23 protein-coding genes are annotated in these 22,683 nt (G+C 62.4%); 7 read left to right on the forward strand and 16 right to left on the reverse strand.

The genetic code is table 11. The annotated features are described in order from the left end of the window. Positions 1-176: 176 nt before the first annotated feature. The 4 genes from RCCGE510_RS14750 to RCCGE510_RS14765 all read right to left on the reverse strand — a co-directional run bounded on the left by RCCGE510_RS14750 (position 177) and on the right by RCCGE510_RS14765 (position 3,346). Positions 177-1,019 (reverse strand): anti-sigma factor, encoded by an 843-nt coding sequence (locus RCCGE510_RS14750; RefSeq protein ID WP_007631037.1) that lies wholly within the window; start codon positions 1,017-1,019, stop codon positions 177-179. A gap of 2 nt (positions 1,020-1,021) precedes the next feature. Continuing rightward, positions 1,022-1,531 (reverse strand): RNA polymerase sigma factor, encoded by a 510-nt coding sequence (locus RCCGE510_RS14755; protein ID WP_007631039.1) that lies wholly within the window; start codon positions 1,529-1,531, stop codon positions 1,022-1,024. Between the two features lie 187 nt (positions 1,532-1,718). Further along, positions 1,719-2,279, reverse strand: a complete 561-nt coding sequence (locus RCCGE510_RS14760) for a hypothetical protein (RefSeq protein ID WP_007631040.1) — start codon at positions 2,277-2,279, stop codon at positions 1,719-1,721. Between the two features lie 158 nt (positions 2,280-2,437). Next, positions 2,438-3,346: a metallophosphoesterase gene (locus tag RCCGE510_RS14765; RefSeq protein WP_007631041.1), complete on the reverse strand. Its 909-nt coding sequence runs from the start codon at positions 3,344-3,346 to the stop codon at positions 2,438-2,440. Between the two features lie 70 nt (positions 3,347-3,416). Between RCCGE510_RS14765 and RCCGE510_RS14770 the strand changes: the two genes are divergently transcribed. Next, a complete protein-coding gene (locus tag RCCGE510_RS14770) occupies positions 3,417-3,896 on the forward strand; it encodes an NUDIX domain-containing protein (protein WP_007631042.1) in 480 nt (159 codons plus the stop codon). 10 nt (positions 3,897-3,906) lie between these two features. On the opposite strand, the gene RCCGE510_RS14775 is transcribed toward RCCGE510_RS14770, so the two are convergent. Further along, on the reverse strand, positions 3,907-4,917 hold the full coding sequence (locus RCCGE510_RS14775) for a glutathione S-transferase family protein (RefSeq protein ID WP_037078752.1): 1,011 nt from the start codon (positions 4,915-4,917) through the stop codon (positions 3,907-3,909). Positions 4,918-5,145: 228 nt separating this feature from the next. Between RCCGE510_RS14775 and RCCGE510_RS14780 the strand changes: the two genes are divergently transcribed. Then, positions 5,146-5,709 (forward strand): N-acetyltransferase, encoded by a 564-nt coding sequence (locus RCCGE510_RS14780; RefSeq protein WP_007631045.1) that lies wholly within the window; start codon positions 5,146-5,148, stop codon positions 5,707-5,709. Here RCCGE510_RS14780 and RCCGE510_RS14785 read toward each other — a convergent pair whose 3' ends face one another. The 5 genes from RCCGE510_RS14785 to RCCGE510_RS14805 are packed head-to-tail and all read right to left on the reverse strand — an operon-like array spanning position 5,710 to position 12,956. Continuing rightward, a complete protein-coding gene (locus RCCGE510_RS14785) occupies positions 5,710-6,126 on the reverse strand; it encodes a GNAT family N-acetyltransferase (RefSeq protein WP_007631046.1) in 417 nt (138 codons plus the stop codon). A 4-nt stretch (positions 6,127-6,130) separates the two neighbouring features. Further along, positions 6,131-8,200, reverse strand: a complete 2,070-nt coding sequence (locus RCCGE510_RS14790) for a hypothetical protein (protein WP_007631047.1) — start codon at positions 8,198-8,200, stop codon at positions 6,131-6,133. A 1-nt stretch (position 8,201) separates the two neighbouring features. After that, positions 8,202-11,015 carry a DUF4159 domain-containing protein gene (locus RCCGE510_RS14795; RefSeq protein ID WP_007631048.1) on the reverse strand — a complete coding sequence of 938 codons (2,814 nt, stop codon included), beginning with the start codon at positions 11,013-11,015 and terminating at the stop codon, positions 8,202-8,204. Then, the gene (locus RCCGE510_RS14800) at positions 11,012-11,932 is read right to left on the reverse strand and encodes a DUF58 domain-containing protein (protein ID WP_007631050.1); all 921 of its coding nucleotides are present in this window, start codon (positions 11,930-11,932) and stop codon (positions 11,012-11,014) included. Before RCCGE510_RS14800 ends, RCCGE510_RS14795 begins: the two co-directional genes overlap by 4 nt. A 13-nt stretch (positions 11,933-11,945) precedes the next feature. Then, positions 11,946-12,956 (reverse strand): MoxR family ATPase, encoded by a 1,011-nt coding sequence (locus RCCGE510_RS14805; RefSeq protein WP_007631051.1) that lies wholly within the window; start codon positions 12,954-12,956, stop codon positions 11,946-11,948. A 158-nt stretch (positions 12,957-13,114) separates the two neighbouring features. Between RCCGE510_RS14805 and RCCGE510_RS14810 the strand changes: the two genes are divergently transcribed. Genes RCCGE510_RS14810 through RCCGE510_RS14820 form a run of 3 tightly spaced genes read left to right on the forward strand, consistent with a single transcriptional unit; the run spans position 13,115 to position 15,647 of the window. Further along, positions 13,115-13,738 carry a DUF1285 domain-containing protein gene (locus tag RCCGE510_RS14810; protein ID WP_007631052.1) on the forward strand — a complete coding sequence of 208 codons (624 nt, stop codon included), beginning with the start codon at positions 13,115-13,117 and terminating at the stop codon, positions 13,736-13,738. Further along, the gene (locus RCCGE510_RS14815; RefSeq protein WP_007631053.1) at positions 13,735-14,385 is read left to right on the forward strand and encodes a CoA pyrophosphatase; all 651 of its coding nucleotides are present in this window, start codon (positions 13,735-13,737) and stop codon (positions 14,383-14,385) included. The genes RCCGE510_RS14810 and RCCGE510_RS14815 overlap by 4 nt, the downstream gene beginning before the upstream one ends. Further along, the gene (locus tag RCCGE510_RS14820; RefSeq protein WP_007631054.1) at positions 14,382-15,647 is read left to right on the forward strand and encodes a CCA tRNA nucleotidyltransferase; all 1,266 of its coding nucleotides are present in this window, start codon (positions 14,382-14,384) and stop codon (positions 15,645-15,647) included. Before RCCGE510_RS14815 ends, RCCGE510_RS14820 begins: the two co-directional genes overlap by 4 nt. Here RCCGE510_RS14820 and RCCGE510_RS14825 read toward each other — a convergent pair whose 3' ends face one another. The 3 genes from RCCGE510_RS14825 to hemF all read right to left on the reverse strand — a co-directional run bounded on the left by RCCGE510_RS14825 (position 15,648) and on the right by hemF (position 17,234). After that, a complete protein-coding gene (locus RCCGE510_RS14825; protein ID WP_007631056.1) occupies positions 15,648-15,833 on the reverse strand; it encodes a DUF1059 domain-containing protein in 186 nt (61 codons plus the stop codon). It abuts the gene before it with no gap. A gap of 116 nt (positions 15,834-15,949) precedes the next feature. Further along, positions 15,950-16,219: a hypothetical protein gene (locus RCCGE510_RS14830; RefSeq protein WP_007631058.1), complete on the reverse strand. Its 270-nt coding sequence runs from the start codon at positions 16,217-16,219 to the stop codon at positions 15,950-15,952. A 103-nt stretch (positions 16,220-16,322) separates the two neighbouring features. After that, positions 16,323-17,234 carry an oxygen-dependent coproporphyrinogen oxidase gene (gene hemF, locus RCCGE510_RS14835; RefSeq protein WP_007631059.1) on the reverse strand — a complete coding sequence of 304 codons (912 nt, stop codon included), beginning with the start codon at positions 17,232-17,234 and terminating at the stop codon, positions 16,323-16,325. A gap of 177 nt (positions 17,235-17,411) precedes the next feature. On the opposite strand from hemF, the gene RCCGE510_RS14840 reads away from it, so the two are divergent. Then, complete coding sequence (locus RCCGE510_RS14840; protein WP_003593048.1) at positions 17,412-17,672, forward strand: hypothetical protein; 261 nt, start codon at positions 17,412-17,414, stop codon at positions 17,670-17,672. A 3-nt stretch (positions 17,673-17,675) separates the two neighbouring features. Here RCCGE510_RS14840 and RCCGE510_RS14845 read toward each other — a convergent pair whose 3' ends face one another. Beyond that, a complete protein-coding gene (locus tag RCCGE510_RS14845) occupies positions 17,676-19,322 on the reverse strand; it encodes a Na/Pi cotransporter family protein (RefSeq protein WP_007631060.1) in 1,647 nt (548 codons plus the stop codon). A 212-nt stretch (positions 19,323-19,534) separates the two neighbouring features. Further along, positions 19,535-19,996, reverse strand: coding sequence for a tRNA (cytidine(34)-2'-O)-methyltransferase (locus tag RCCGE510_RS14850; protein WP_007631061.1), 462 nt, complete (start codon positions 19,994-19,996; stop codon positions 19,535-19,537). A 389-nt stretch (positions 19,997-20,385) separates the two neighbouring features. Here RCCGE510_RS14850 and RCCGE510_RS14855 point away from each other — a divergent pair, with 389 nt between their 5' ends. Continuing rightward, entirely contained in the window at positions 20,386-22,242 is a 1,857-nt protein-coding gene (locus tag RCCGE510_RS14855) for an ABC transporter ATP-binding protein (RefSeq protein WP_007631062.1), read from the forward strand. Positions 22,243-22,346: 104 nt separating this feature from the next. On the opposite strand, the gene RCCGE510_RS14860 is transcribed toward RCCGE510_RS14855, so the two are convergent. Next, positions 22,347-22,577 (reverse strand): ribbon-helix-helix protein, CopG family, encoded by a 231-nt coding sequence (locus RCCGE510_RS14860; protein ID WP_007631063.1) that lies wholly within the window; start codon positions 22,575-22,577, stop codon positions 22,347-22,349. Between the last annotated feature and the right edge of the window lie 106 nt (positions 22,578-22,683).

The raw sequence follows: 22,683 nt of genomic DNA on the forward strand, positions 1-22,683 counted from the left end.
CGGTGATCTTGTCTCTTCGGAGTTGCACTGGCCTGGCAAGATTGCCCGTCGCTTACGCTTCGGGCATTCCTACTCATTCGCCCTACGGTGACCTTCTCGCCGCTGACGGTCGATTTTGCAATGGTACCAGCTCAGCCCCGCTGGCGGCACTCATTCGACAGATGCGATAGCCGGCGTCAGATTGCGGTGGCGATTTTCATGGCGAGCTGGCCGAGTTTCGCTTCAGCGGAGGGACCGGCAAGCACGTAGGACGTGCCGGCATTGTGCCAGGTCACGAGGCCGATCTCGTCCTTGATCGTTTCCTTGAAGTCGTCGGTCTCCGGCGGCTGTGCGTCCTTGCGGAAGCAGATCGAGATGACGTCGCCGTCGGTGTTGGAATAGACGAGCTGGCCGACAGGGCGGCTGTCGCCGAGGATGACGCGCGCGCCCTGGAAGGTCCAGGTTTCGGCGCTGAGATCAGGCACGCGGAAGGGCACCCCGATCGCGGTCGTCAGCCAGTTGGAGATTTCCTCGGGCTGCGAGGCGGGCACTTCGACGAGATGACGAGGCTGGCGGATCAACAGGCGCTGATAGGCTGTGACGTCGCCCAGCCAGTCGCTGGTATTGGCCGGTGCGGCGGCGGAGGTCGTGGTGGCTATTTCGTCGGCATCCGGGGCGGTGCCGACGAAATAGCCGATACCGCAACCGACGGCGAAGAGGATGAGTGCGGCGGCCAGTGCCTGCGGGCCGCTCGGCGCCAGTTTCACGTGCGGGCGCGTGGCGCGCTGGGCGATCGGCGTCTTCGGCGGCTGCGTGCTCTTGATTGCGCGGACGAGGGCGAGCGGCACTGGCTCCTTCAGGATATCGTCGAGGCGGTGGCGGCCGAAATCGGCGCCATGGCGCAGCTTCTCATGCAGCCGGCGGGCGTTCTCGTCGTTTGCCAGGCGCTGTTCCAGTTCATGCCTCTGTTCGGGCGAGACCTCGCCGTCGAGAAGGGCGGTGAGCTGGGCTTCGAGCGGCAATTTCCTGAGATCGAGCAAATTCAGTACCTGTGGATCGGGTGGGTGCCGGCAAGCCCGGCAAAATGCAGCCTTGCGGTCGCGAGCTGAGAGACGACATTTGCCACCGGCGTGCCCATGATGTCGGCCGCCTGCTGGTAGCTGTGGCCTTCAACGTCGACGAGCAGGAACATGCTGGAAAGACCGTCCGGCATATCGGCGATCATGTGATGGATGCCGTCGGGATCGGCTGCAGCCGAGCGTTCGCGCGCGGCCTCGCGTATATCGGTGACGTTGCCGCGGACGGAAGCTTTCGGCTTGCGCTTGCGGCTGTCGTCGGTCCATTGCTGGCGGGCAAGCGTATAGATCCAGCTTTCCAGTCGGCCTTCACCGCTCCATTGATGACCCTTGGCGATGGCGCGCTGACAGACGGCCTGAACGAGTTCGTCGGCCACGGCAGCCTCACCCGCGAGCGTGATCGCGAATCGACGAAGGCGGGGCAGAAGGCCGACGAGATCACGCCGGAGATCGATGGTCGTTGCGGGTTGACGCATTGTCTATCCAAGAAGCATTCACAATGGTTTCGCGGACGAAGGGTTCGCCGTCGAACGCGAAGCCGGCCTTATCGACGCCGACGATGCATGTGCTTTATGAAGCAAGTCTCCTGCACTTCGCAAGCATCCGGTCGTCTTCATCCCCTTTTCTCAAGGGATTTTCGTATTGTTGCCCACAAACCTTGCGTCAATATGTCTTGTAGCCGTTCAAGCTTTGCAGCAGAGCCCGATAGGCCCATGTGCCTTCGCCGCCGCGGTCGCGGATTTCGACAAGTTGGACGCGGGCTCCCTGGATATCTCCCTGTTCCACCAGCGCCATGCCCATGTAAGAGCGGGCGAGGATGTAGTTTTCATCCGCCTGCAACGCCTTGCGGTAGTAGGACATGCCGAGCTCCATGCGACCGGCCTTGCGGTTGGCATAGCCGAGATAATTCAGTATCCGCGGGTCGTTCTGATTGCGGGCGAGATTGAGCACGGTGATGGCGTTGTCATACTGGCCGGCATAGGCAAACTCGCGGGCGAACTTGTAGAGATCGTCGTCGTTGAAGCTGCTCTTCTTCGGATTGACGCATTCCTTCTTGGTCTTGTCCCAGACCTTGCCGCCGGTGCAGGTCTTGGTCGTCTGGGTCTTCGGCGGCGGATTGGTGTCATCATTGTTGTCACCGACCGCGACAGCGGCCGTGGCAATGCCGAAGGCAAAGCCGGCGGCGAGCGAAAGTCTGGACAGGTGACGGAAAGAAGAAGTCATCGGCGGGCTCCGTTCTGAGGCGATGCGGTTGCCGGATTGTACGCTTACCGCGAAAAATACCAAGAGGGTAAGCCGCCGCCATGGCAATTGTTGCGACGATCGCCCGACGTCCTCTCTGATCGATTCAAGTGCCGGATGAAAGGCGTTAGGAGCCGGCGCTAACGCGCGAAAATATCGGCGCTTTCCGGCATCACTGCGTCGCCGGACCTGTTGATGCTGAAGCGCTCGCCGCTGAGTTCCCAGGCGCCCGGTGAGCCGTCGATGGAGAAGAGGTTGTAGGCGGCGGGCGGCTTGATGCTGCCCGGTCCCTGCGAGGCTGACGCAATGCCGACGACCGGTACCGGCTGCACCTGGCCGCGCAGCCAGTGCAGCGTGTTCAGGTGCGTATGGCCATGCAGCACGAGTTCGGCGCCGCCTGTCGAAATCACCGCGGCGAAGCGGCGGATGCCGATCATCCGTTTGTAGAAAGACGTGGCGCCGCGGATCGGCGGATGATGGATCATGACGACGCGAAAGAGACCGGCTTCGCCGGCCGCGCGCAGCATGTTCACGGTGTCGCGCGCCTGGCGCGCGCCGAAAAATCCGGAGGCGGCGAACGGAGGGGTGGCGACCGCCGTCGAGCAGCCGACGATCGCAACTTTATCGCGGATGCGCAGGTAAGGGAAGATATGACGATCCTCCTGCCATTGCGGCGGGGCGAGATCGCCGCGGACATATTCGTACCAGGCGCGCATCGACTTCTCATAGGCGCCGGGCACATAGGCGTCGTGATTGCCAGGGACGACGGATGTGTCGGCGGGATCGCCGAGCGCGCGCAGCCAGGCGGCGGCGGCGCGGATCTCGATGCCGCTTGCCAGATTGACGAGGTCACCGGTGACGGCCAGGTGATCGGCCTGATGGGCGCGAATGTCGTCGAGCAGCAGATCCAGCGTGCTGCCGAAAAGGTGCTTGCGTCGATTTCGATGCCAGTTCACAAAGCCTGTTATGCGTTTTGAAAACAGCTCTTGAATGGAAAGACTGGGCAACGGCCCGAGGTGGACGTCGGAAATATGCGCGAGCTTGAACATGCTACGAGACATAGACCAGCTTATTGACAAATCAAACACATCCGGCGCGATGAAGAGCTGAAACGGAGCGATGGTGGATAAAGAGAAGCGGCCCCCTCACATCAGGCTGGCCTTGCGCCTCCTGCATGTCTATTTCTCCTTCGCCCGGGGCATGACGATGGGTGTCAGGGCGGCGTGCTTTGATTCGGACGGTCGGATTTTCCTCGTGCGCCACAGCTATATCGGCGGTTGGCATATGCCGGGCGGCGGACTGGAGCGCAACGAGACGGTCGAAGAAGCGCTGGCGAAAGAGCTGCGCGAGGAGGGCAACCTCAGGATCATCGGCAAGCCGCAACTGGTGCAGGTCTATTTCAACACCACGAACACCCGCCGGGACCATGTCGTGTTCTACCAGGCGAGCGTCGAGCAGACGGCGCCACGCCCACCGGACTGGGAGATTTCCGACAGTGGCTTCTTTTCGCTCGACAGTCTGCCGGAGGGCACGACCAAGGCGACGCATCGCCGCCTCGCCGAGCTTCGAGGCGAGATGGAGCCCGACCACCGCTGGTGAGAGTCCTCAGCTAGAGCGTTCTCTGCGCATCTGAAAAGACGCGCGGTGCAGTCTCGCGGCCATGCGGGCTGTCGAGATCAAGCGCCGGCCCAACGGGAACGATGCCGGTCGGGTTGATCGTCTTGTGGCTGCGGTAATAGTGTTCCTTGATGTGCTTGAGGTTCACCGTTTCGGCAATGCCGGCCGTCTGGTAGAGATCGCGGAGGTAGCCCGACAGATTGCGGTAATCGGCGATCCGGCGGATGTTGCATTTGAAATGGCCGACATAGACGGGGTCGAAGCGCACCAGGGTCGTAAACAGGCGCCAGTCGGCCTCCGTCTGCCTGTTGCCGAACAGGTAGCGGCTCTCGCCGAGGCGGTCGTCGAGCATATCAAGGGTTTCGAACAGTTTACCGACGTTTTCCTGATAGGCTTCCTGAGTGGTGGCAAAGCCCGCTTTGTAGACGCCGTTGTTGACCGTGTCGTAGACGGCGGCGTTCAGCGCATCGATTTCGGAGCGAAGGTCCTCGGGATAAAAATCGGCCTTCGAGCCGGTCAGTCCGTCGAAGGCGCTGTTGAACATGCGGATGATCTCGGCGGATTCGTTGTTGACGATCGTGGCGGTCTTCCTGTCCCAGAGTACGGGAACGGTGACGCGGCCGGAATAGTGGGAATCGGCCTTGCGGTATATCTGCCAGAGGGTGTCGGCGCCGAAGAGTTGGTCGCCGGTGGCGCCGTCGCCGACCTTGAATTCCCAGCCGTTCTCGAGCATCAGCGGATCGACGACAGAGACTGAAATCAGCTCCTCCAGCTTCTTCAGCTTGCGGAAGATCAGCGTGCGGTGCGCCCAGGGACAGGCAAGCGAGACATAGAGATGATAACGTCCGGCTTCGGCCTTGAAACCGCCGCTGCCGGAAGGGCCGGCCTCACCGTCCGATGTCACCCAGTTGCGGAACTGCGAGGGCTGCCGCTTGAATTGGCCCTTGCTTTCCTTGGTGTCGTACCAGATGTCATGCCAGACGCCGTCCACCAGCATTCCCATGATCTTCATTTCCTTTGGTTGCGTGTCGGGGCCGAAATTAGCTGAGATAGCGGGGCTTTGCAGGCGGTAAAGGTTGAACAGTGTGTCACGCGGTTTGGGCACTGCATAGTTCCGAGCGCAGAAGCCTGCATTTTGCGTTGGACGGCGGAAATTTTTCCTGCTATCGGCCACTCCACGATTTTAGGATCTCTGTCTGATGTTCATTTCCAGAAACCCGCGACGACGCTGATGCTCCCGAACGCCCAAGGCGTGTTCGAGACCCATCAATCTGTCCATCCGGTTTCTGTCATCATGTACAAGCACGATCTCGTCTACCTCACCGAAGACGCGTCCCATGACGCCGCCATCGAACATATCAACGAAGAAGCTTTCGGTCCGGGCCGCTTCACGCGCGCTGCCGCGCGCATCCGTGAGCAGGGGCCGCATGATCTGTCGCTCTCCTTCATCTGCACCGACAATGGCGAGACGATCGCCTCGGTGCGCATGACGCCGGTGCTGGCCGGCGCGGTGAAGGGTCACCTTCTCGGCCCGCTTGCCGTGCGCCCCTCCCATAAGAACCAGGGCATCGGTCGCGAACTGGTGCGGATCGCGGTGGAGGCGGCAAGACGCAAGGGCTCGGAAGCCGTGATCCTCGTCGGCGATCCGCCCTATTACGGCCCGCTCGGCTTCGAGAAGGTCGCTTACAATGCCCTTTCCTTTCCAGGACCCGTCGATCCTGGCCGCGTGCTCGTCGTGCCGATCGCCGAAAGCGTGCACGAACGGCTGAAGGGCACAATTGCCTGGCATGGATGATTAGAGGGTTTTCCGGAGAAAGCTGCGTGTGCGACGTTGCGGGAAATCCTCGAGTTCGCCGAAGACCTCATAACCCTGACGCAAATAGGCACTGAGAGCCAGCGGGCTGAAGGTGTCGATCCAGGCGCCGCGGCAGCCGCGTGCCTTGGCCTCTTCTTCCGCCTTTGCGAGGATCTTGCCGGCGAGACCGGTGCCGCGCAGGGTGTCGGGAATATAGAGCATCTGGGTGAAGAGCCAGCCCCAGGCGGTAAAGCCCGACAGGCCGCCAGTCACCTTGCCATCGGTGTCGCGGATCAGGACGGCGAGCGGCCGGCGGTCGGAGGGGCCGACATCACCGGCGTTGAAGGCTAAGAGCGCATCGGTGATCGCAGCCAGTTCCTCCGGCGAGGGTGAAGCGGTCAGCTCGAATTCCGGCATGCGATCATCGCCCTTCGCGCCACCACATGGTTCCGAAGGCGAGCAGCAGGATGCCGACGCCGGCGAAACCGGCAAAGAGCGGCAGCGTGTTGATGCCTTTCAAGACCGTTTCGTTGGTCATGCGGATCATCATGCGATCGTTGTCGGCGACGCGGACCTGGCCGCGCACCGGCAGGATCGGCGGAACGGTGATCCTGCCATTTTCGTTGGAGACGCGGGTGACGAGACCCTTGCTTCTGTCGGCGACCGGCTTCAGCACATCGGTCGTCGAGATCATCGCCTTGAATTCAGGTGCGTCGACGGCGCCGATATGGACGAGCGTCGACAGCTTGCCGTTGCGGATTTCGAAGAGGCCGATTTCGTCCATCCTCTTCTCCGCCTTGTAGAGCCCCGGTTCGGATTGGGTAAGCGGCAGGGTTTCAGTCTTGCCTGAGGGGTAACGCACGGTGGCGTTGCCCGGATTGTCGCCGATCGTCTGGCGGGTGACTTCAAGTGTCCGGCCGGAAGCGCGTGCCGTCAGCGCTTCTTCTTCGAGCGCCGGCTCTTTCATCAGCCAATGGGCGATACGGCGATAGAGCGAAACGTTCGGGCCGCCGCCTTCGAAGCCGCGTGCCCAGAGCCAGCCCTGATCGGAAAGCAGCATGGCGACGCGGCCTTGGCCGGCGCGGTTCAGCACCAGCAGCGGGTGGTTGTCGGCACCCAGCATGATCGTCTCGCCCTGCGGCCGGTCGACATCGACGCTACGGAACCAGCGGCCCCAATGCGGCGGTTCCTCGCCCGAGCCGTCCAGGCCGCGGGTGACGGGATGCTTGCGGCCTTCTTCGGAGAGGCGGGGATAGAAGGCCTTCTCGATCATCTCGCCGGTGGGCGTTGCCGGCAGGACCGAGGAAAGCGGCGTCAGTGCGATGGAATCCGGGCCGGCATGCTCGGGACCGGCGGCGATCAGCAGCGCGCCGCCGTTTTCGACATATTGCGCGATGTAATCGTAATAGAGCAGCGGCAGCACGCCACGGTGCTGGTAGCGATCGAAGATGATCAGGTCGAAATCCTTGATCTTGTCGACAAAGAGCTCGCGCGTCGGGAAGGCGATCAGCGACAGCTCGTTGATCGGCGTGCCGTCCTGCTTTTCCGGCGGGCGCAGGATAGTGAAATGGACGAGGTCGACCGAGGCATCGGATTTCAGCAGGTTGCGCCAAGCACGCTCGCCGGCATGCGGCTCGCCGGAAACGAGAAGGACGCGGAGATTCTGACGAATGCCGTCGATGACGTGAACGGCGCGGTTGTTGGCGGTGGTGACCTCGCCGGGGAGCGCTGCGACGGCAAATTCGAGCACATTGCTGCCGCCGGCCGGCACCTTGAAGGAGAAGGGCGTATCCTGGCCTGGCGTCGCCTGCAGGGTGGCGATCTCGTCACCATTCAGCTTCACCGTGACATTGGCCGTGCCACCGGGGCTGTGGCCGTCGTCGAAGACGCGCAGAACGACCTGCTGCTCCTCGTTGACGATGCCGAAGCGCGGCCCCTTGATGACTTCGATGCGGCGGTCGAATTCGTTGGCCTTGCCGGTCACGAGACCATGGATCGGCGCATCGAAACCGAGCGCCTGATTGGCGGCCGGAACGTCGTGGACTTCACCGTCGGTCAGTAAGATGGCGCCGCCAATGCGGGCAGGCGGGACATCGGCGATGTTGGCCGACAGCGCGTCGAACAGGCGCGTCGACGGCACGTCGGAATTGACGTCGCCTTCGACGTCGACGAAGCGGGGCTCTATCTGGGGGAAGCGGGCGAGCTGTCCCTTCAAGGCCGCAAGGGCGTCATCGGTCATCTTGACGCGATCGGGTGTCTGTTGGCTCTGGCTTCGATCGACGAGAACCGGGACGATCGTCGACAACTGATCCCTATCCTCCTGCAGCAGCACTGGATTGGCAAGGGCGGCGAGCATGGCAAGGGCTGCCAGCGTTCTGATCCAGGCGCCGCGAATGCCGCGCCAAATCGCGAAGGCGGCGATGATGGCGCTGACGACGGCCAGTGCGGCCAGAACCGGCCAGGGCAGAAAGGGCGAAAAGTCGAAGGTCATCTCATTGTCCTAACCGTTCGAGAAGGTCGGGAACATGGACCTGGTCGGTCTTGTAGTTGCCGGTCAGCATATACATCATGATGTTGACGCCGGCACGGTAGGCATATTCACGCTGCGCTTCATCGGAGGGCACGGTCGGTAGCATCGGCACGCCGTTGTCGTCGATTGCCCAGGCGCCGGCGAAATCATTACCGGTGATCAGGATCGGCGAAACGCCATCGGCCGTCGCCGCCGATTTTTCACTCGGCTCGCGACCGCCCTGCCGGGCCTCGATCCAAAGGGGGCTGCCGGTGTAGCGACCGGGAAAGCTCGACAGAAGATAGAAGGATTTCGTCAGCACGTGATCGGAGGGCACCGGTTCCAGCGGCGGAATGTCGAGATTGGCGAGGATTGCCTGCAGCCGCTGGCCGTTGGCGCTGACATTGCCGCCATTGTCCAATGCGCTGATCTGATCGCGCGTATCGAAAAGCACGGTGCCGCCATTGCGCATATAGGCGTCGATCCGACTGATCGCCGCCGTCGACGGCATCGGCGCCGTTGCCGAAACCGGCCAGTAGATGATCGGATAGAAGGCGAGTTCGTCTTTGGTGAGGTCGATGCCCACGGGCGGCGCCGGCTCCAGCGTCGTGCGGAAAGTCAGGAACTGGGTGAGGCCCTCGAGACCGCGCTCGGATATATCGTCCACCTCCTGTTCGCCGGTGACGACATAGGCGAGGTGCGTGTTGTCGAGCCTCTGCAGGATGAGGTCGTCGCCGGGCTGGGAGTCGTTGGCATGTAGCGTGCCGGGTTGCATGAGAAAGCCGGCACTGAGCGCAATGGCGATCATCGCTGCGGTGCGGATAGCCGGGCGCAATCGTGAGAAGGCGCCATTCATGAACAGGACGACAAGGCTATCGGCCAGCAGCAGCAAAAAGGCTGCGAGCAAAAGCGCGGGCTTTGCCGACCAGCTTTCGCCGCCGATCAGGCCTTCGCGCACGGCATTGGTCCCCGTTGTGTCGAGTGGCGTCAGTTCGGCGTTCTCGGGCAGGACGTTCAGGGAGGTGAAACCATCTTCCGAACCGTAGAGGCCGGGCGGATTGTCGAAATTCGCCGTCGGTTCAGCTCCGGCCTGTGGAACGAGCGGCCGCGCCGAACCGGTCTCGGAGACGAGCGTGCCCTTGGCCGTCAGCATACGGAATGGCGGCAGGGTCTCGGAGACACGCGCATTGCCACGCGCCTCCGATGTCACGCCGCCCGAGCGTGATATCTGCAGCAGGTGGCGCAGCATGTCGACGAAAGTGCCTGAGATCGGCAGATCGGACCAGGTCGCTTCCGCAGTGACATGAAAAAGGACGATCTGGCCGGATGCGAGCTGCTTCATCGTGACGAGCGGCGTGCCGTCAGCCAGGCTCGCCCAGGTGCGTTCGGCAAGATCAGGTGTCGGTTCGGCAAGAACCTGCCGCTTGACGACGACATCGGCGGGACGCGCGATGCCGGCGAAAGGCCCGAAATTCGGAAATTCGGCAAGTGACTGCGGCTCGCTCCAGGACAATGTGCCGCCGAGCGCCCGTTCTCCCTGGCGCAGGATAACGGGGATCAGCGGATCGTCTGCTGGTGCTGCGGCCATGCGCGGACCGGCGAAACGCAGGAGCATACCGCCATTCGAAATCCAACGTGTCAGTGGTTCGTAGGTGTCCTCCGGCAGCCGGCCGATATCGGCCATGATGATGATGGAGGGGTTGCTGGCGAGAAGCTTCGGAATGGCGATCGAAAGATCGGAATCGGCCGGTTGGATCAGATCGGCGTAGGGCTGCAGCGCGCGCTGGATATAGTAGAGCGGCGAGAGCAGCGGTTGAAACTCATCCCCTCCTCCACCGGACAGCAAGACGACGCGGCGGCGCTTGAATGCGTCATCGAGAAGGTGGACCGCGCCTGCTGTCGCGGCGTTATCGACGCTGACGCGTGCGAAATCGTTGCGCATCTCGAAGGGGGCGGTGATCGAACTCGTCGCGACGCTCTGGCCGGGGGCGAAATCCACTCTGCCGTTGGCGATCGAGCGGCCCTGGGTATCGACGGCGTTCAGCGCCACGGATGCGGCATGCGAACTGTTGAGCCGTGTGACTTTGACGGTCATGGCATCAGCCGCATTGTTGGCCGCGGTAATCGCGACCGTCCGTGCGGCATCGCCCTCGATCAGGCGGAGATCGGCGGGCTGGAGTTCGGCGAGCCTGCGCACCGAAGCGTCGTCGGCCCTGGCGGCGGCGCCGTCGGACAGGAAGGCGAGGGTGCCGGGCTTGATGCCGTTCAGTGCCGCGCGCAGCGCCTGAAAGGCGCGCTCGCGGTCCGGCACCAGCGGCCGGGGCTCGGCAGCGCGCAGTTTGTCGCGGGCAGCAGCTGGGCTACCTGGTACGGCGTCGTTGGTCGGATCGGCGGTGAAGGCGATCGATACGGGTGTGCCGGCGGATTCGGCGTCGTTTATCAACGCGTCGGCCGTCTGGATGCGGCGCTCCCAGTCGGGCGCTGCCGCCCAGCTGTTGTCGACGAAGAGGACGAGCGGGCCACCGGATGCGAGCGAACTGGTGCGCGGATTGAAAACCGGATCGGCGATCGCAAGGATGATGGTGGCGGCGAGCAGCATGCGCAACAGCGTCAGCCACCACGGGCTCTGCGCCGGCGTCTCCTCGCGCTTCAACACGGAGGCGAGGATCTTCAGCGGCGGGAAGACCTCGGTCTTCGGACGTGGGGGCGTCAGCCGCAGCAGCCACCAGATGACGGGCAGGGCGACGAGCGCGCCGAGGATGGCGGGAAAGGCGAAAGCGAAGGGAAGAGCGGTCATAGCTGCCCTCCATGCGTTGCCTTGGCCGGCATGCCGGACAGATACATGTGCACTGCAACCAGCGCCTCCGACGCCAGATGATCGGTTCGGTGGGTCGCAAAGGTCCAGCCGAGATGGCGCAGCGATTGGCCGAGGCTGTCCCTGCGGGCAAGGTAGACGTTGCGATAGGCATCGCGGATGTGTTCGGCGCGGCCGGAGATAAGCTTGGCGCCGCTCTCCGGATCGGTGAATTCGGTGCGGCCGCTATAGGGGAATATCTCCTCGGCGGGATCCGATATTTCGACTACGTGGCCGCGCAGGCCGCGGCGGGCAAGTGGGCCGAGGCGTTCCATGATCGCCGGTGCATCATCGAGGAAATCGCCGATGAGGACCAGGTCACTCCAGCCACGGATCATCGCCGTTTCCGGCAGGCCGCCTGTCAGCGGCGTATGCATCAGCGCAGCCGCAAGGCGCTCGGCGGCGTTGCGGGCGGAGGCCGGCTCCATGATGCCGGGGCAGCCGATGCGCTCGCCGGAGCGGGCAAGGATTTCAGCCAGCGCCAGCATGATCACCAGCGCGCGGCTTTCCTTGGAGACGCTGCCATAACTCGACTTGTACATCATCGAGGGCGACATGTCGCACCAGAGCCAGATCGTGTGGGCCGCCTCCCATTCGCGCTCGCGCACATAGGTATGGTCGTCGCGGGCAGAGCGGCGCCAATCGATGCGCGACAGGCTTTCGCCCTCGGCATAGGGACGAAACTGCCAGAAATTCTCGCCGATGCCGCGTTTGCGGCGGCCGTGCCAGCCGGCGATCACCGTGTTGGCGATGCGCTTGGCTTCCACCAGGCAGTCCGGCACCAGGGCGGCCCGCTGCCTGGCGCGGGAAAGGGCATCGCTGCCGGGTGTCGGATTGACGATCTGTCCGATAGATGCCACGCGTCCGGCTTCCTTATCCCTTTGCCTGCTTGACCAGTCCGGCGATGACGTCGCGCACCGACATGCCTTCGGCGCGGGCAGCGAAAGTCAACGCCATGCGGTGCTGGAGAATGGGTTCGGCGAGCGCAAAGATATCGTCTAGCGAGGGCGCGAGACGACCTTCGTAGAGCGCCCGGGCGCGGGCGCAGAGCATCATCGCCTGGCCGGCGCGAGGGCCCGGACCCCAGGCGACGTTCTTGTCGGTCGAGGCATTGCCCTGTCCGGGACGGGCAGAACGCACCAGCGCCAGGATGGCGTCGACGACCGTGTCGCTTACCGGCATCTGACGTACCAGGGCCTGAATTTCGATCAGCCGCTGCGCGTTAATGACGGCTTCCGGCCGGGTTTCCCCTAAGCCCGTCGTCTCGAGCAGGATCTGGCGCTCGGCGGCGAGCTCGGGATAGTTGACGTCGACCTGCAGCAGGAAACGGTCGAGCTGGGCTTCGGGCAGGGGGTAGGTGCCTTCCTGCTCGAGCGGGTTCTGGGTGGCGAGCACATGAAAGGGGGCTGGCAGGTCATAGCGCTGGCCGGCGATGGTGATGTGATATTCCTGCATCGATTGCAGAAGGGCCGACTGGGTCCGCGGCGAGGCGCGGTTGATCTCATCGGCCATCAGCAGCTGAGCGAAAACAGGGCCCTTGACGAAGCGGAACGAGCGGCGTCCACTGTCGTCCTGATCCATCACTTCGGATCCGAGAATATCCGAGGGCATCAGGTCCGGCGTGAACTGAATGCGATTGGCGGCGAGGCCGAGCACTTCGCCGAGCGTCGTCACCAGTCTGGTCTTGGCAAGGCCGGGAACGCCGACGAGCAGAGCATGGCCGCCTGAAAGCACGGCAAGAATGGTGTTCTCGACGACGCTTTCCTGACCGAAGATCACCTTCGAGACTTCTCCGCGGATGGCGGCGATATCGGAGAGCGCCTTTTCGGCAGCGGCGACGATCGCCTTTTCATCGAGGCTGGCTTCGGTCTTCATCATACCCATGGGCATCTCCAACGGCTGAAATCATTCGGCAGCGAATCGGCGGACTTATACATGTGCCTCATACCCGATAGAGTTATGGAGATGTGACGGGCTGACAAGTTCGTTGCGAATGACTATCTCGTGACATCACTTCGTTAAGGACAAACCGGGACGGAAGAATGGCAGCCGAAGAAATCAGCGGACAGGCGGATGCGGCGGGACTTGCCGCGCTGATTTCGCGCGCGTCTGACGAAACTGGCGGAAAAAAACGTGGGTTACCGCCGGTCGAGCGGTGGAATCCGCCTTTCTGCGGCGACATCGATATGGAGATCAAGGCCGATGGCACCTGGTTCTATATGGGCACGCCGATCGGCCGGCCAGCGCTGGTGCGGCTGTTTTCGACGGTTTTGAGGAAAGATGACGACCAGAAGACCTATCTCGTAACTCCTGTGGAAAAGGTCGGGATAAGGGTCGTCGACGCTCCGTTCATCGCCGTGGAAATGAGCGTGACGGGGGGGCACGGCCAACAGGTGCTGACCTTCCGCACCAATGTCGGCGATGTTGTGGAGGCGGGAGGAGAGCATCGGCTGCGCTTTGCGATTGCGGGCGAGAATGCCGAACTGAAACCCTATCTGCATGTGCGCGGGCGGCTGGAGGCGCTGGTGTCGCGTGCGGTGATGTATGAACTGGTCGCGCTCGGCGAGATTTTCGACTTGGAGGGACGGGCGATGTTTGCAATCCGCTCCGCCGGCGAGGTCTTCCCGGTCATGCCGGCCGACGAACTGGATGCTCTTTGCCGATGAATGATGCGATCACCCACCGTTATCCGCTGTTCTCAGCAGCCGAATTCCGCCGCCGCGCCCTCAACCAGAATGGCGGCCCGGTCGATCATGCCTGGCGCGATCATGGGGACCACATCCTCAATCCCGATATCGTGGCCGAGGTCGAGACCTTCAAGCTGCGCGACGCCGCCGTGCTCGTGCCCGTCGTCGACGACGGTGAGGAGGCGCATGTGATCTTCACCAAGCGCACGGCGACGTTGCGCAAACATTCCGGGCAGATCGCCTTTCCCGGCGGCTCGATCGATCCCGCCGATATCTCACCGGAAATGGCGGCGATCCGCGAGACCGAAGAGGAGATCGGCCTCTCCGGTTCCTTCGTCGAGACCGTCGGGCGGTTGCCGAATTATCTTGCCTCGACCGGCTTCCGCATCACGCCGGTGCTCGGCGTCGTCACGCCGGGCTTCGCGCTGACGCTGAACCCGGCGGAGGTGGACGACGTGTTCGAGGTGCCGCTTTCCTTCCTGATGGACCCTGCCAATCATACTCGCGACCGGCGTGTCATCGACGGCATCGACCGGCATTTCTACCGTGTGCCCTATGAAACCAGAATGATCTGGGGCATCACCGCCGGCATCGTCCGCACGCTCTATGAAAGGCTTTATGCATGACCGGTCTTGCCGACCAAGCATGGTTCCGCGACCCGGCTCTCGGCCGGATCCTGGCACTTCTCAATGGCGCCGGTGGGGCCGGTGGCGGGGAAGCGCGGATCGTCGGCGGCGCCGTGCGCAACAGCCTGATGGATCTGCCAGTCAGCGATATCGACATCGCCACGACACTCAGGCCGGAGGCGGTGATGGAGCGGGCGGCCGAGGCCGGCATCAAGGCGGTGCCGACGGGCCTGCAGCACGGCACGGTGACGCTGGTCATCGACGGCAAGCCCTTCGAGGTGACAACGCTTCGCACCGACGTCGAGACCGACGGACGCCATGCCAAGGTTGCCTTCAGCACCGACTGGAAGGCAGATGCCGAACGGCGGGATCTGACAATCAACGCGCTTTATGCCGATGCTGAGGGCGAGGTGGTGGATCTGGTCGGCGGGCTTGCCGATATAGAGGGGCGAAACATCCGTTTCATCGGCGACGCGGCAAAGCGTATTGCCGAGGATCATCTGCGCATCCTGCGGTTCTTCCGCTTCTTTGCCTATTACGGCTCCGGCCGGCCGGATGCCGAGGGGCTGAAGGCGTGTTCGGCGGCGCGTTCGAAACTCAAGATGCTTTCGGCAGAACGAGTCTGGTCGGAGCTGCGGAAGCTGCTCGGTGCTGCCGATCCCGCCCGAGCGCTGCTCTGGATGCGGCAGGTGGCGGTGCTGACGGAAATCCTGCCGGAATCGGAACGATGGGGCATCGATGCCATCCCATCGCTGGTCGCCACCGAAAGGGCGCTCGGCTGGGCGCCCGATCCGCTGCTGCGGCTTGCGGCGATCGTGCCGCCCGACGCGGCGCGGCTGGAGGCGCTGGCAGCCCGGCTCAAGCTCTCGAATGCCGAAGCAGCCACCCTCAAGGCCTGGGCAATGGCCGCACCGGTCAATGACGACATGTCATCGGCCGCCTTCGAACGGCTGCTTTACCGCAACGGACCCGACGGCATCATGACGCGGCTCAAGCTGGCGCTCGGCGTTGCGCGCGGCAAGGCTGAAGGGGATTTCGATGAAATGGCACGGTCGGCGCGGCTCGCCAAGCTCCTGGATCAAGCCGCGAACTGGAAGAAGCCGCAATTTCCGCTGAACGGCAGCGACGTGATCTCGGTCGGCATCGCGTCCGGCCCGCGCGTCGGAGAGCTGCTTGCCGGCCTGGAAAACCAGTGGGTGGAGGAAAACTTCGTTTCCGACCGGGCGGCGCTGCTCGCCCGGCTGCAGGAGCGGGTGCAGTGATCAGGCTGCATTCACCTGGTCACGAATGCGAGCCTTGATATTATCCACCATGTTCTCGCGGATCGTGGTTTCGCCGTGAGCGGTTTTCAGATGCTCGATGGCGCGGCGGACCACCTCGGCGTCGCTGTCTGCCCGTGTATGCCAAGCGCAGCCCGGGACGAGAGTGCCACATTCGAAAAGTCGCATGGTCTTCTCCTCTGTTCGAAAACACAAAGACGATCGCGATCTCACGCGATTTATGAATGTGCGGGGGGAGGGAAGGTTCCGGCCGGCATCAATATGCCGGCCGGTGAAAGGCCGTTTCAGTCGGGCATCGCCCAGGCTTTGTAGGTATCCGAAAGCTGGCCGGGCATGTTGCTGTTGGCGGCCGCTGCTTCGTTCTGCAGCTGTTCGGGCGACTTTCCGCCAGCCAATTGCAGCTTGACCTGCTCGATGAAGCAGGACAGCGGCAGATCCGACCCGCTCTTGGTCCGCAGCTTTTCGGCGATGCGCGTTAGAAACTCGGATGTGTCGATCGTGCGGGATGCTTCCTGGACATCCGTGGACGCAGGCGAGCCACTTTGTATCGTCATGACAATCCTCCTCCGATTGTTACGCACATACATATAAAGTTAGGACACGCTTAATTTTCGTGAAGGCCTATCAACTCGAATTTATCGATGAGTTATCACAGCGTCATGGCCAGCGGACGACGGGGGGCAACGATGAGAGAATGGATTCAACGTTTCCGCCGGTCTTCAGGCCGAAGATCGTACCGCGATCATACAGCAGATTGAATTCGACGTAACGGCCGCGGCGGACCAATTGTTCGTCGCGGTCGGCCTCCGTCCACAACTTATTGAAGTTGGAGCGGACGATTTTCGGATAGACCATGGCGAAGGCCCGGCCGACATCGCGGGTGAAGGCGAAATCGGCGTCCCAGCCGCCGGCTTCCTCGCCGGAATGCAGCCAGTCGTAGAAGATGCCGCCAATGCCGCGGGCCTCATTGCGGTGTTTCAGGAAGAAATATTCGTCGCACCAGGACTTGTAGGCATCGTAATCGGCGACGGCATGATTGCGGCAGGCGATCTCCATAGCCTTGTGGAAGAGCTGGCTGTCCTCGTCTTCCTGCGTACGACGGCGCGACAGAACCGGCGTCAGATCGGCGCCCCCGCCGAACCAGTGGCTGGTGGTGACCACCATCCGGGTGTTCATATGCACGGCCGGGACGTTGGGATTGACGGGATGGGCGATCAGCGAAATGCCCGAGGCCCAGAAACGCGGATCGTCCTTGGCGCCAGGTATCTGTGCCCGGAAGTCGGGCGAGAACTCGCCATGGACGGTGGAGGTGTGAACGCCGACCTTCTCGAAGACACGGCCCTCCATCATCGACATGCGGCCACCGCCGCCGCCGCCGTTTTCGCGCGACCAGTCCTTGGCGACAAAGCGGCCGGGCTCCTGATCGGAGAGCGGACCTTCCAACTCGTCTTCAAGGGCTTCGAAGGAGGCGCAGATCGTATCGCGCAGTCCTTCGAACCAGTTGCGGGCCGCCGCCTTCTTCTCTTCGATATCTTCAGGCAAGCCGATCGGCAGTTCCGGTCTTTCCATTCGCGCCTCCGGCGGTCGGCATCTCCTTAGGAGGCGACTCGCTCATTCTCGATTACCCGCCCCGTCTATCAGGTGGCGCCGCATCTCGCCAAGCCGAGGCATCACGCCCAAGCGCTTCCAAGATTCGACTCGCAAATCACGAATTTCGATACTACCTTTTTGGGAAGAGGTAGGTTGATGAAAAAAGTTCCAGGACCTCCGTCCTTCGACGGCCTGAAGCGCAGGATTGCGAGACATCGGGCGGAAACGTCCTCCCGCAGGAAAGACCACTTCGTGCGTGAGACATATTGCCTCGGCCTGATCGACGCACGCGCCAAGGCGCGCGAATGGTTCGACGAATATCCGAAAGCCGCCTACTGGACAGAGGTGGAGAGCTGGCGCCAGCTCGACGGCGACCAGATCGAGTTCACAATGCGCCGCCTGCCTTCGGCGGACTGATCGTCACTCCGCGGCGGGCCGCACGCGGCTTTCGATCAACAGGCCACTCTCGTCCATGATCGGATGCGCCACAGAGACGATGTGGGCGTTGACCCGCTTCAGGTCGCGCAGCATGTCGAGATGCAGCGAACTCGTCTGCAGGCTGTCGGCGCGGCCGTCGCGCAGGCGTTCGAGATGGCGCTCGGCCGATTGCTTCTCCATCCGGCGCACCTCAACCTTTATTTCCATCATCTGCCGGGCGAGATTGAAATCGCGGGTGACGAAGATCGTCTGGGCGACGCGCAGATTGTCGATCGTCAGGTCGAACAGCTTGCGCAGTTCCTGATGACCGTCATCGGAAAATTTCAGGCCAAGTGAGATCTTCTTCGCCACCTGCTCCCGCAAGCCCTTTTCGATGATGTCGCCCATATGTTCGAGATTGATCGCATAATCGATGACGACGATCGAGCGACGGGCGTTCTCGTCGGTGAGCCCGTCGCGGCCGAGCTTCGAGAGATAGATCTTCACTTCCTGCTGCAGCCGGTCGACGCGCTCTTCGAGAGCCGGGATTTCGGCAAGTTTGCTGGCATCATTCTGCTCGAAGGCTTCGGAGACCCTAACCAGCATGCGCTCGATGAGGTCGCCGACGCCGAGCACTTCGCGGGTGGCGCTCGCAAGGGCAATGACAGGTGTCGAAAGCTCCTGCGCATCGAGATATTTCGGTGCGTTGTCAGGCTCCGGCTGATCCGGCACCAGCCGGGCCATCAGGGTGGCGAGCGGCCGGGAGAATGGCCAAGCGAGTGCTGCGAGCAGAAGGTTGAAGGCGAGATGCGCGTCGACCGGCAGCTTGGCCGGACCGAAGGGCAGCATCTGGATGAGTTCGGCGCCATAGCCCGCCAGCGGCAGGGCGATGAAACAGCCGAGCGTCCGGACGGCCAGGTTGCCGAGGGTGACGCGCCGCGCCGAAACCGGGCCGGACAAGGTCGCGATGACAGGCGGTATCGCGCCGCCGAGATTGGCGCCAAGCACGAGAACGATGACGAGTTCAGCCGAGACCAGGCCCGCCGAGGCCAGCGACAGGATAAGCACAACCACTGCCAGGCTCGACGAGGATAGGAAGGCAAGGCCTGCCGAAAAGAACAGTGCAACGGGGAGCGCGCCATCCAGCAGGCCGATGAAGGCGGCGAGAGCCGGAGAGGCGCGCATCGGCTCCGTCGCGAGGCCGAGCAGATGCAGCGACAGCAGCATCAGACCAATGCCGATCAGCGCGCCGCCACCGCCCTGGCGGGCGCTGGAACGGCCACGGTAAAGCACGATGCCTGTCAGGATCAGCAGCGGAGAGAGCCATTCGATGCCGGTGGCGACGATCCAAGCGGTGATCGCCGTGCCGACATTGGCGCCGAGCAGGACGATCTGCGCCATGCGCGGCTTGATCAGGTCACGTTCGACGAAGGATGCGGTCATCAGCGCCGTTGCCGTCGAACTCTGCAGCGCGATGGTCGCCACCAGTCCCGACAGAAAGGAACGGAAGCCACCGCGCGTGCCGCTCGCCAGCCCTGTTCTCAGACGTGCGCCGAAGGCCCTGGACACGCCGTCCTTCACCTGCGCGAGGCCGAACAGCAGCAACGCCACGGCGCCGAACAGATTGATCATGATGATTGTGGAATCCATTTCTTGTTTTTATTCTTCTTTCGTAGTCTGGAAAAGTTGTGCTTTCCTCGCATGGCGTCCAACCTATTGGAATCATGGAGGCTACGTAGTATTTTTGATTGCTCGGCTAATAAATATACGCCGGTTTGACGGATAGACAACGCTATTTTGCGACATATTCGTCAGCGGATCAGCAATTCTGCGGGCTTTTGCCCTGCACGCGCCAGCAGCGGTCAGGCCCAGACGGTCTGGCGCATCGCTTCGCCGACAATCATTGCAGCCGAGACGGCGACGTTGATCGAGCGCTGGCCTTCGACCATCGGGATTAGGATGCGCGCATCGGCCTTCTCATGGACCTGATCCGGCACGCCGGCGCTTTCGCGGCCGAAAAGCAGAATATCGTCGGGGCGAAAGGCAAGATCGGTGTAGCGATCCGCAGCCTTGGTCGAGGCGAGGATAAGGCGGCGGCCGGTGGTCAGACGCCACGCCTCGAAGCGGTCCCAGCTGACATGGCGGGTGAGGCTCGCTGCGGCGATATAATCCATGCCTGATCGTTTCAGATTGCGGTCGGAGACGTCGAAGCCGGCGGGCTCGATCAGATCGACCGCAAAGCCCAGGCAGGCTGCAAGACGCAGGATCGTGCCGGTATTGCCGGGAATATCCGGCTGGTAGAGTGCCAGTCTCAGGTCCGTCATCATGCCCGCTTCTTGGGTTGCGTTTCCACGCGAGAGGCCTAATACAACCTTGCTTTCGGCGCAACAGGGCGCATTTTGGCTCCGAAACGTTAACTTGCGCCATTATTGGGCTGGAAATTTCGCGATTTTCGCGTTATCCATGCATGTCTTCAGTCGCCAGCAGGGAGGGCCGTCATGAATATTTTGCTCGATATGCGCTTTCCCGCCGTGATGCCGATCAAGGCGACATGGCGCCGCTAGGGCGTATTTCCTCCTGAAGTTCCCCTTTTGATTCGATTGTGCGGCTGTTTCAGCCTCGCCCCTTGAACGTTCGGTTCCCATATGTGCTTGCAGGGCGCTGGGATGGCGCGAAGCCGGGAGCCGGAACGCTGACGTTTCGGAGCAATTTCATGTTTGGCTGGTTCGAACAGCGACTCAATCCCTTTCCGAGCGAGGAGCCCGTCGCTCCGCCGAAGGGTCTCTTCGCCTTTTGCTGGCACTACAGCAAACCGGCAGCGCCTTGGCTCGGCCTAATGGCCCTGCTGACCGCGCTGATCGCCGTCGGCGAAGTGGCGCTCTTCCAGTTTCTCGGCGACATCGTCGACTGGCTGACCAATGCCGATCGCGCCACCTTCCTGGAGAGGGAAGGCCATAAGCTTTTCTGGATGGCGGCGCTGGTGCTGATCGGTCTGCCGCTGACGGCAGGGCTCGATTCTCTGATCATGCATCAGATGATGCTCGGCAATTATCCGATGATCGCACGCTGGCAGATGCACCGCTTCCTGCTGCGCCACAGCATGACGTTCTTCGCCAACGAGTTTGCCGGGCGCGTGGCGACCAAAGTCATGCAGACCTCGCTTGCCGTGCGCGAAACGGTGATGAAAATCCTCGATGTCTTCGTCTACGTCGTGACGTACTTCCTGACGATGATTATCGTCATCGCTGCGGCAGACTGGCGGCTGATGATCCCGATCCTCGTCTGGCTCGCCGTCTATATCGGCATCGTCGCTTATTTCGTGCCGCGGCTTCGCAAGATCGCTGCGGCGCAGGCGGATGCACGCTCGATGATGACGGGCCGCGTGGTCGACAGCTATACGAATATCGCCACCGTCAAGCTGTTTTCCCATGCGGGCCGCGAGGAGGTCTATGCCAAGGAGGGCATGGACGAGTTCCTGCAGACCGTTCACAAGCAGATGCGCAAGGTGACGCTCTTCCACATCAGCGTCTATCTGAACAACTGTGTCGCGCTCTTCGTCATCTCCGGTCTGTCGATCTGGTTCTGGCTGAACGGAGCGATCTCGGTCGGCGCCATCGCCATCGCCATCGGACTTGCAATGCGCGTCAACGGCATGTCGCAATGGATCATGTGGGAAGTCTCGGCGCTGTTCGAGAATATCGGCACGGTCTATGACGGCATGGAGATGATGAGCAAACAGCACGACATCGTCGACAAGCCGGGCGCACCCAGTTTGACGGCGAAGAAGGGCGCGATCCACTACGACCGCATCCGCTTCCATTACGGCAAGAGCAAGGGCGTCATCGACAATCTGTCGCTCGACATCAGGGCGGGCGAGAAGGTCGGCCTCGTCGGCCGCTCCGGCGCCGGCAAGACGACATTGATGAACCTGTTGCTGCGCTTCTACGACCTGGAGAGTGGGCGCATCACCATCGATGGGCAGGACATCGCCGGCGTCTCGCAGGAAAGCCTGCGCTCGCTGATCGGCGTGGTGACCCAGGATACCTCGCTGCTGCATCGCTCGATCCGCGACAACATCGCCTATGGCCGTCCCGATGCCTCGGATATCGAGATCATCGAGGCCGCCAAGCGCGCCAATGCCTGGGAGTTCATCGAAGGGCTGGTCGACATGCAGGGCCGCGAGGGGCTCGACGCGCAGGTCGGCGAACGCGGCGTCAAGCTCTCCGGCGGCCAGCGGCAGCGCGTCGCGATCGCCCGCGTCTTCCTGAAGGACGCGCCAATCCTGGTGCTCGACGAGGCAACCTCGGCGCTCGATTCGGAAGTCGAGGCGGCGATCCAGGAGAACCTGTTTGCCCTGATGGAGGGCAAGACGGTGATCGCGATCGCCCACCGGCTTTCGACGCTGACGGAGATGGACCGGCTGATCGTGCTCGACAAGGGCCGAATCATCGAGGCCGGTTCGCATGCCGAACTCGTCGAAGGAGGCGGCATCTATGCCGACCTCTGGAACCGCCAGTCCGGCGGCTTCCTCTCCGATCACGCCGAAGAGACCGAAGAAGCGGCGGAATGATAACGGCCTTCCCGGCGGAAGCAGGGAAGGCCTTTTGAATTTCTAACCTGGCTACTTTATGCATGCCAACGATATTGAGGACTGCGAACGGACGCCCCGTCCATTCACAGGCTGTCGGCCCAGTCGATGACGCGGTCATGTTCGACGAGGATGATGGTGTTGGCGGCGGCCAGTGTGCGCAGCGTGACGATGCGGCGGCGCTCCTCTTGGTCGAGCCAGGCGGTAACCGCCTCTGTTACGATTTCGTCGCGCGGCAATGCCAGGTCGAGAGCCAGGGCATCGAGCCTTTCCGCGAGCGGAAGCGGAATATGCACATCGAGCATTTTCGTTTCCATGGATATTCTCTCCGGTGAAGCGCGATCGTATCGTCAGATTGTGACGGGTTCGGGGGCAATCAATGGCGATGCCGTCGATGTTATCGTTCATTACCAAAATATAAGG

Origin of the sequence: Rhizobium sp. CCGE 510, from assembly GCF_000292525.1 — a bacterium.
In the GTDB taxonomy this organism is placed as follows: Bacteria; Pseudomonadota; Alphaproteobacteria; order Rhizobiales; family Rhizobiaceae; genus Rhizobium.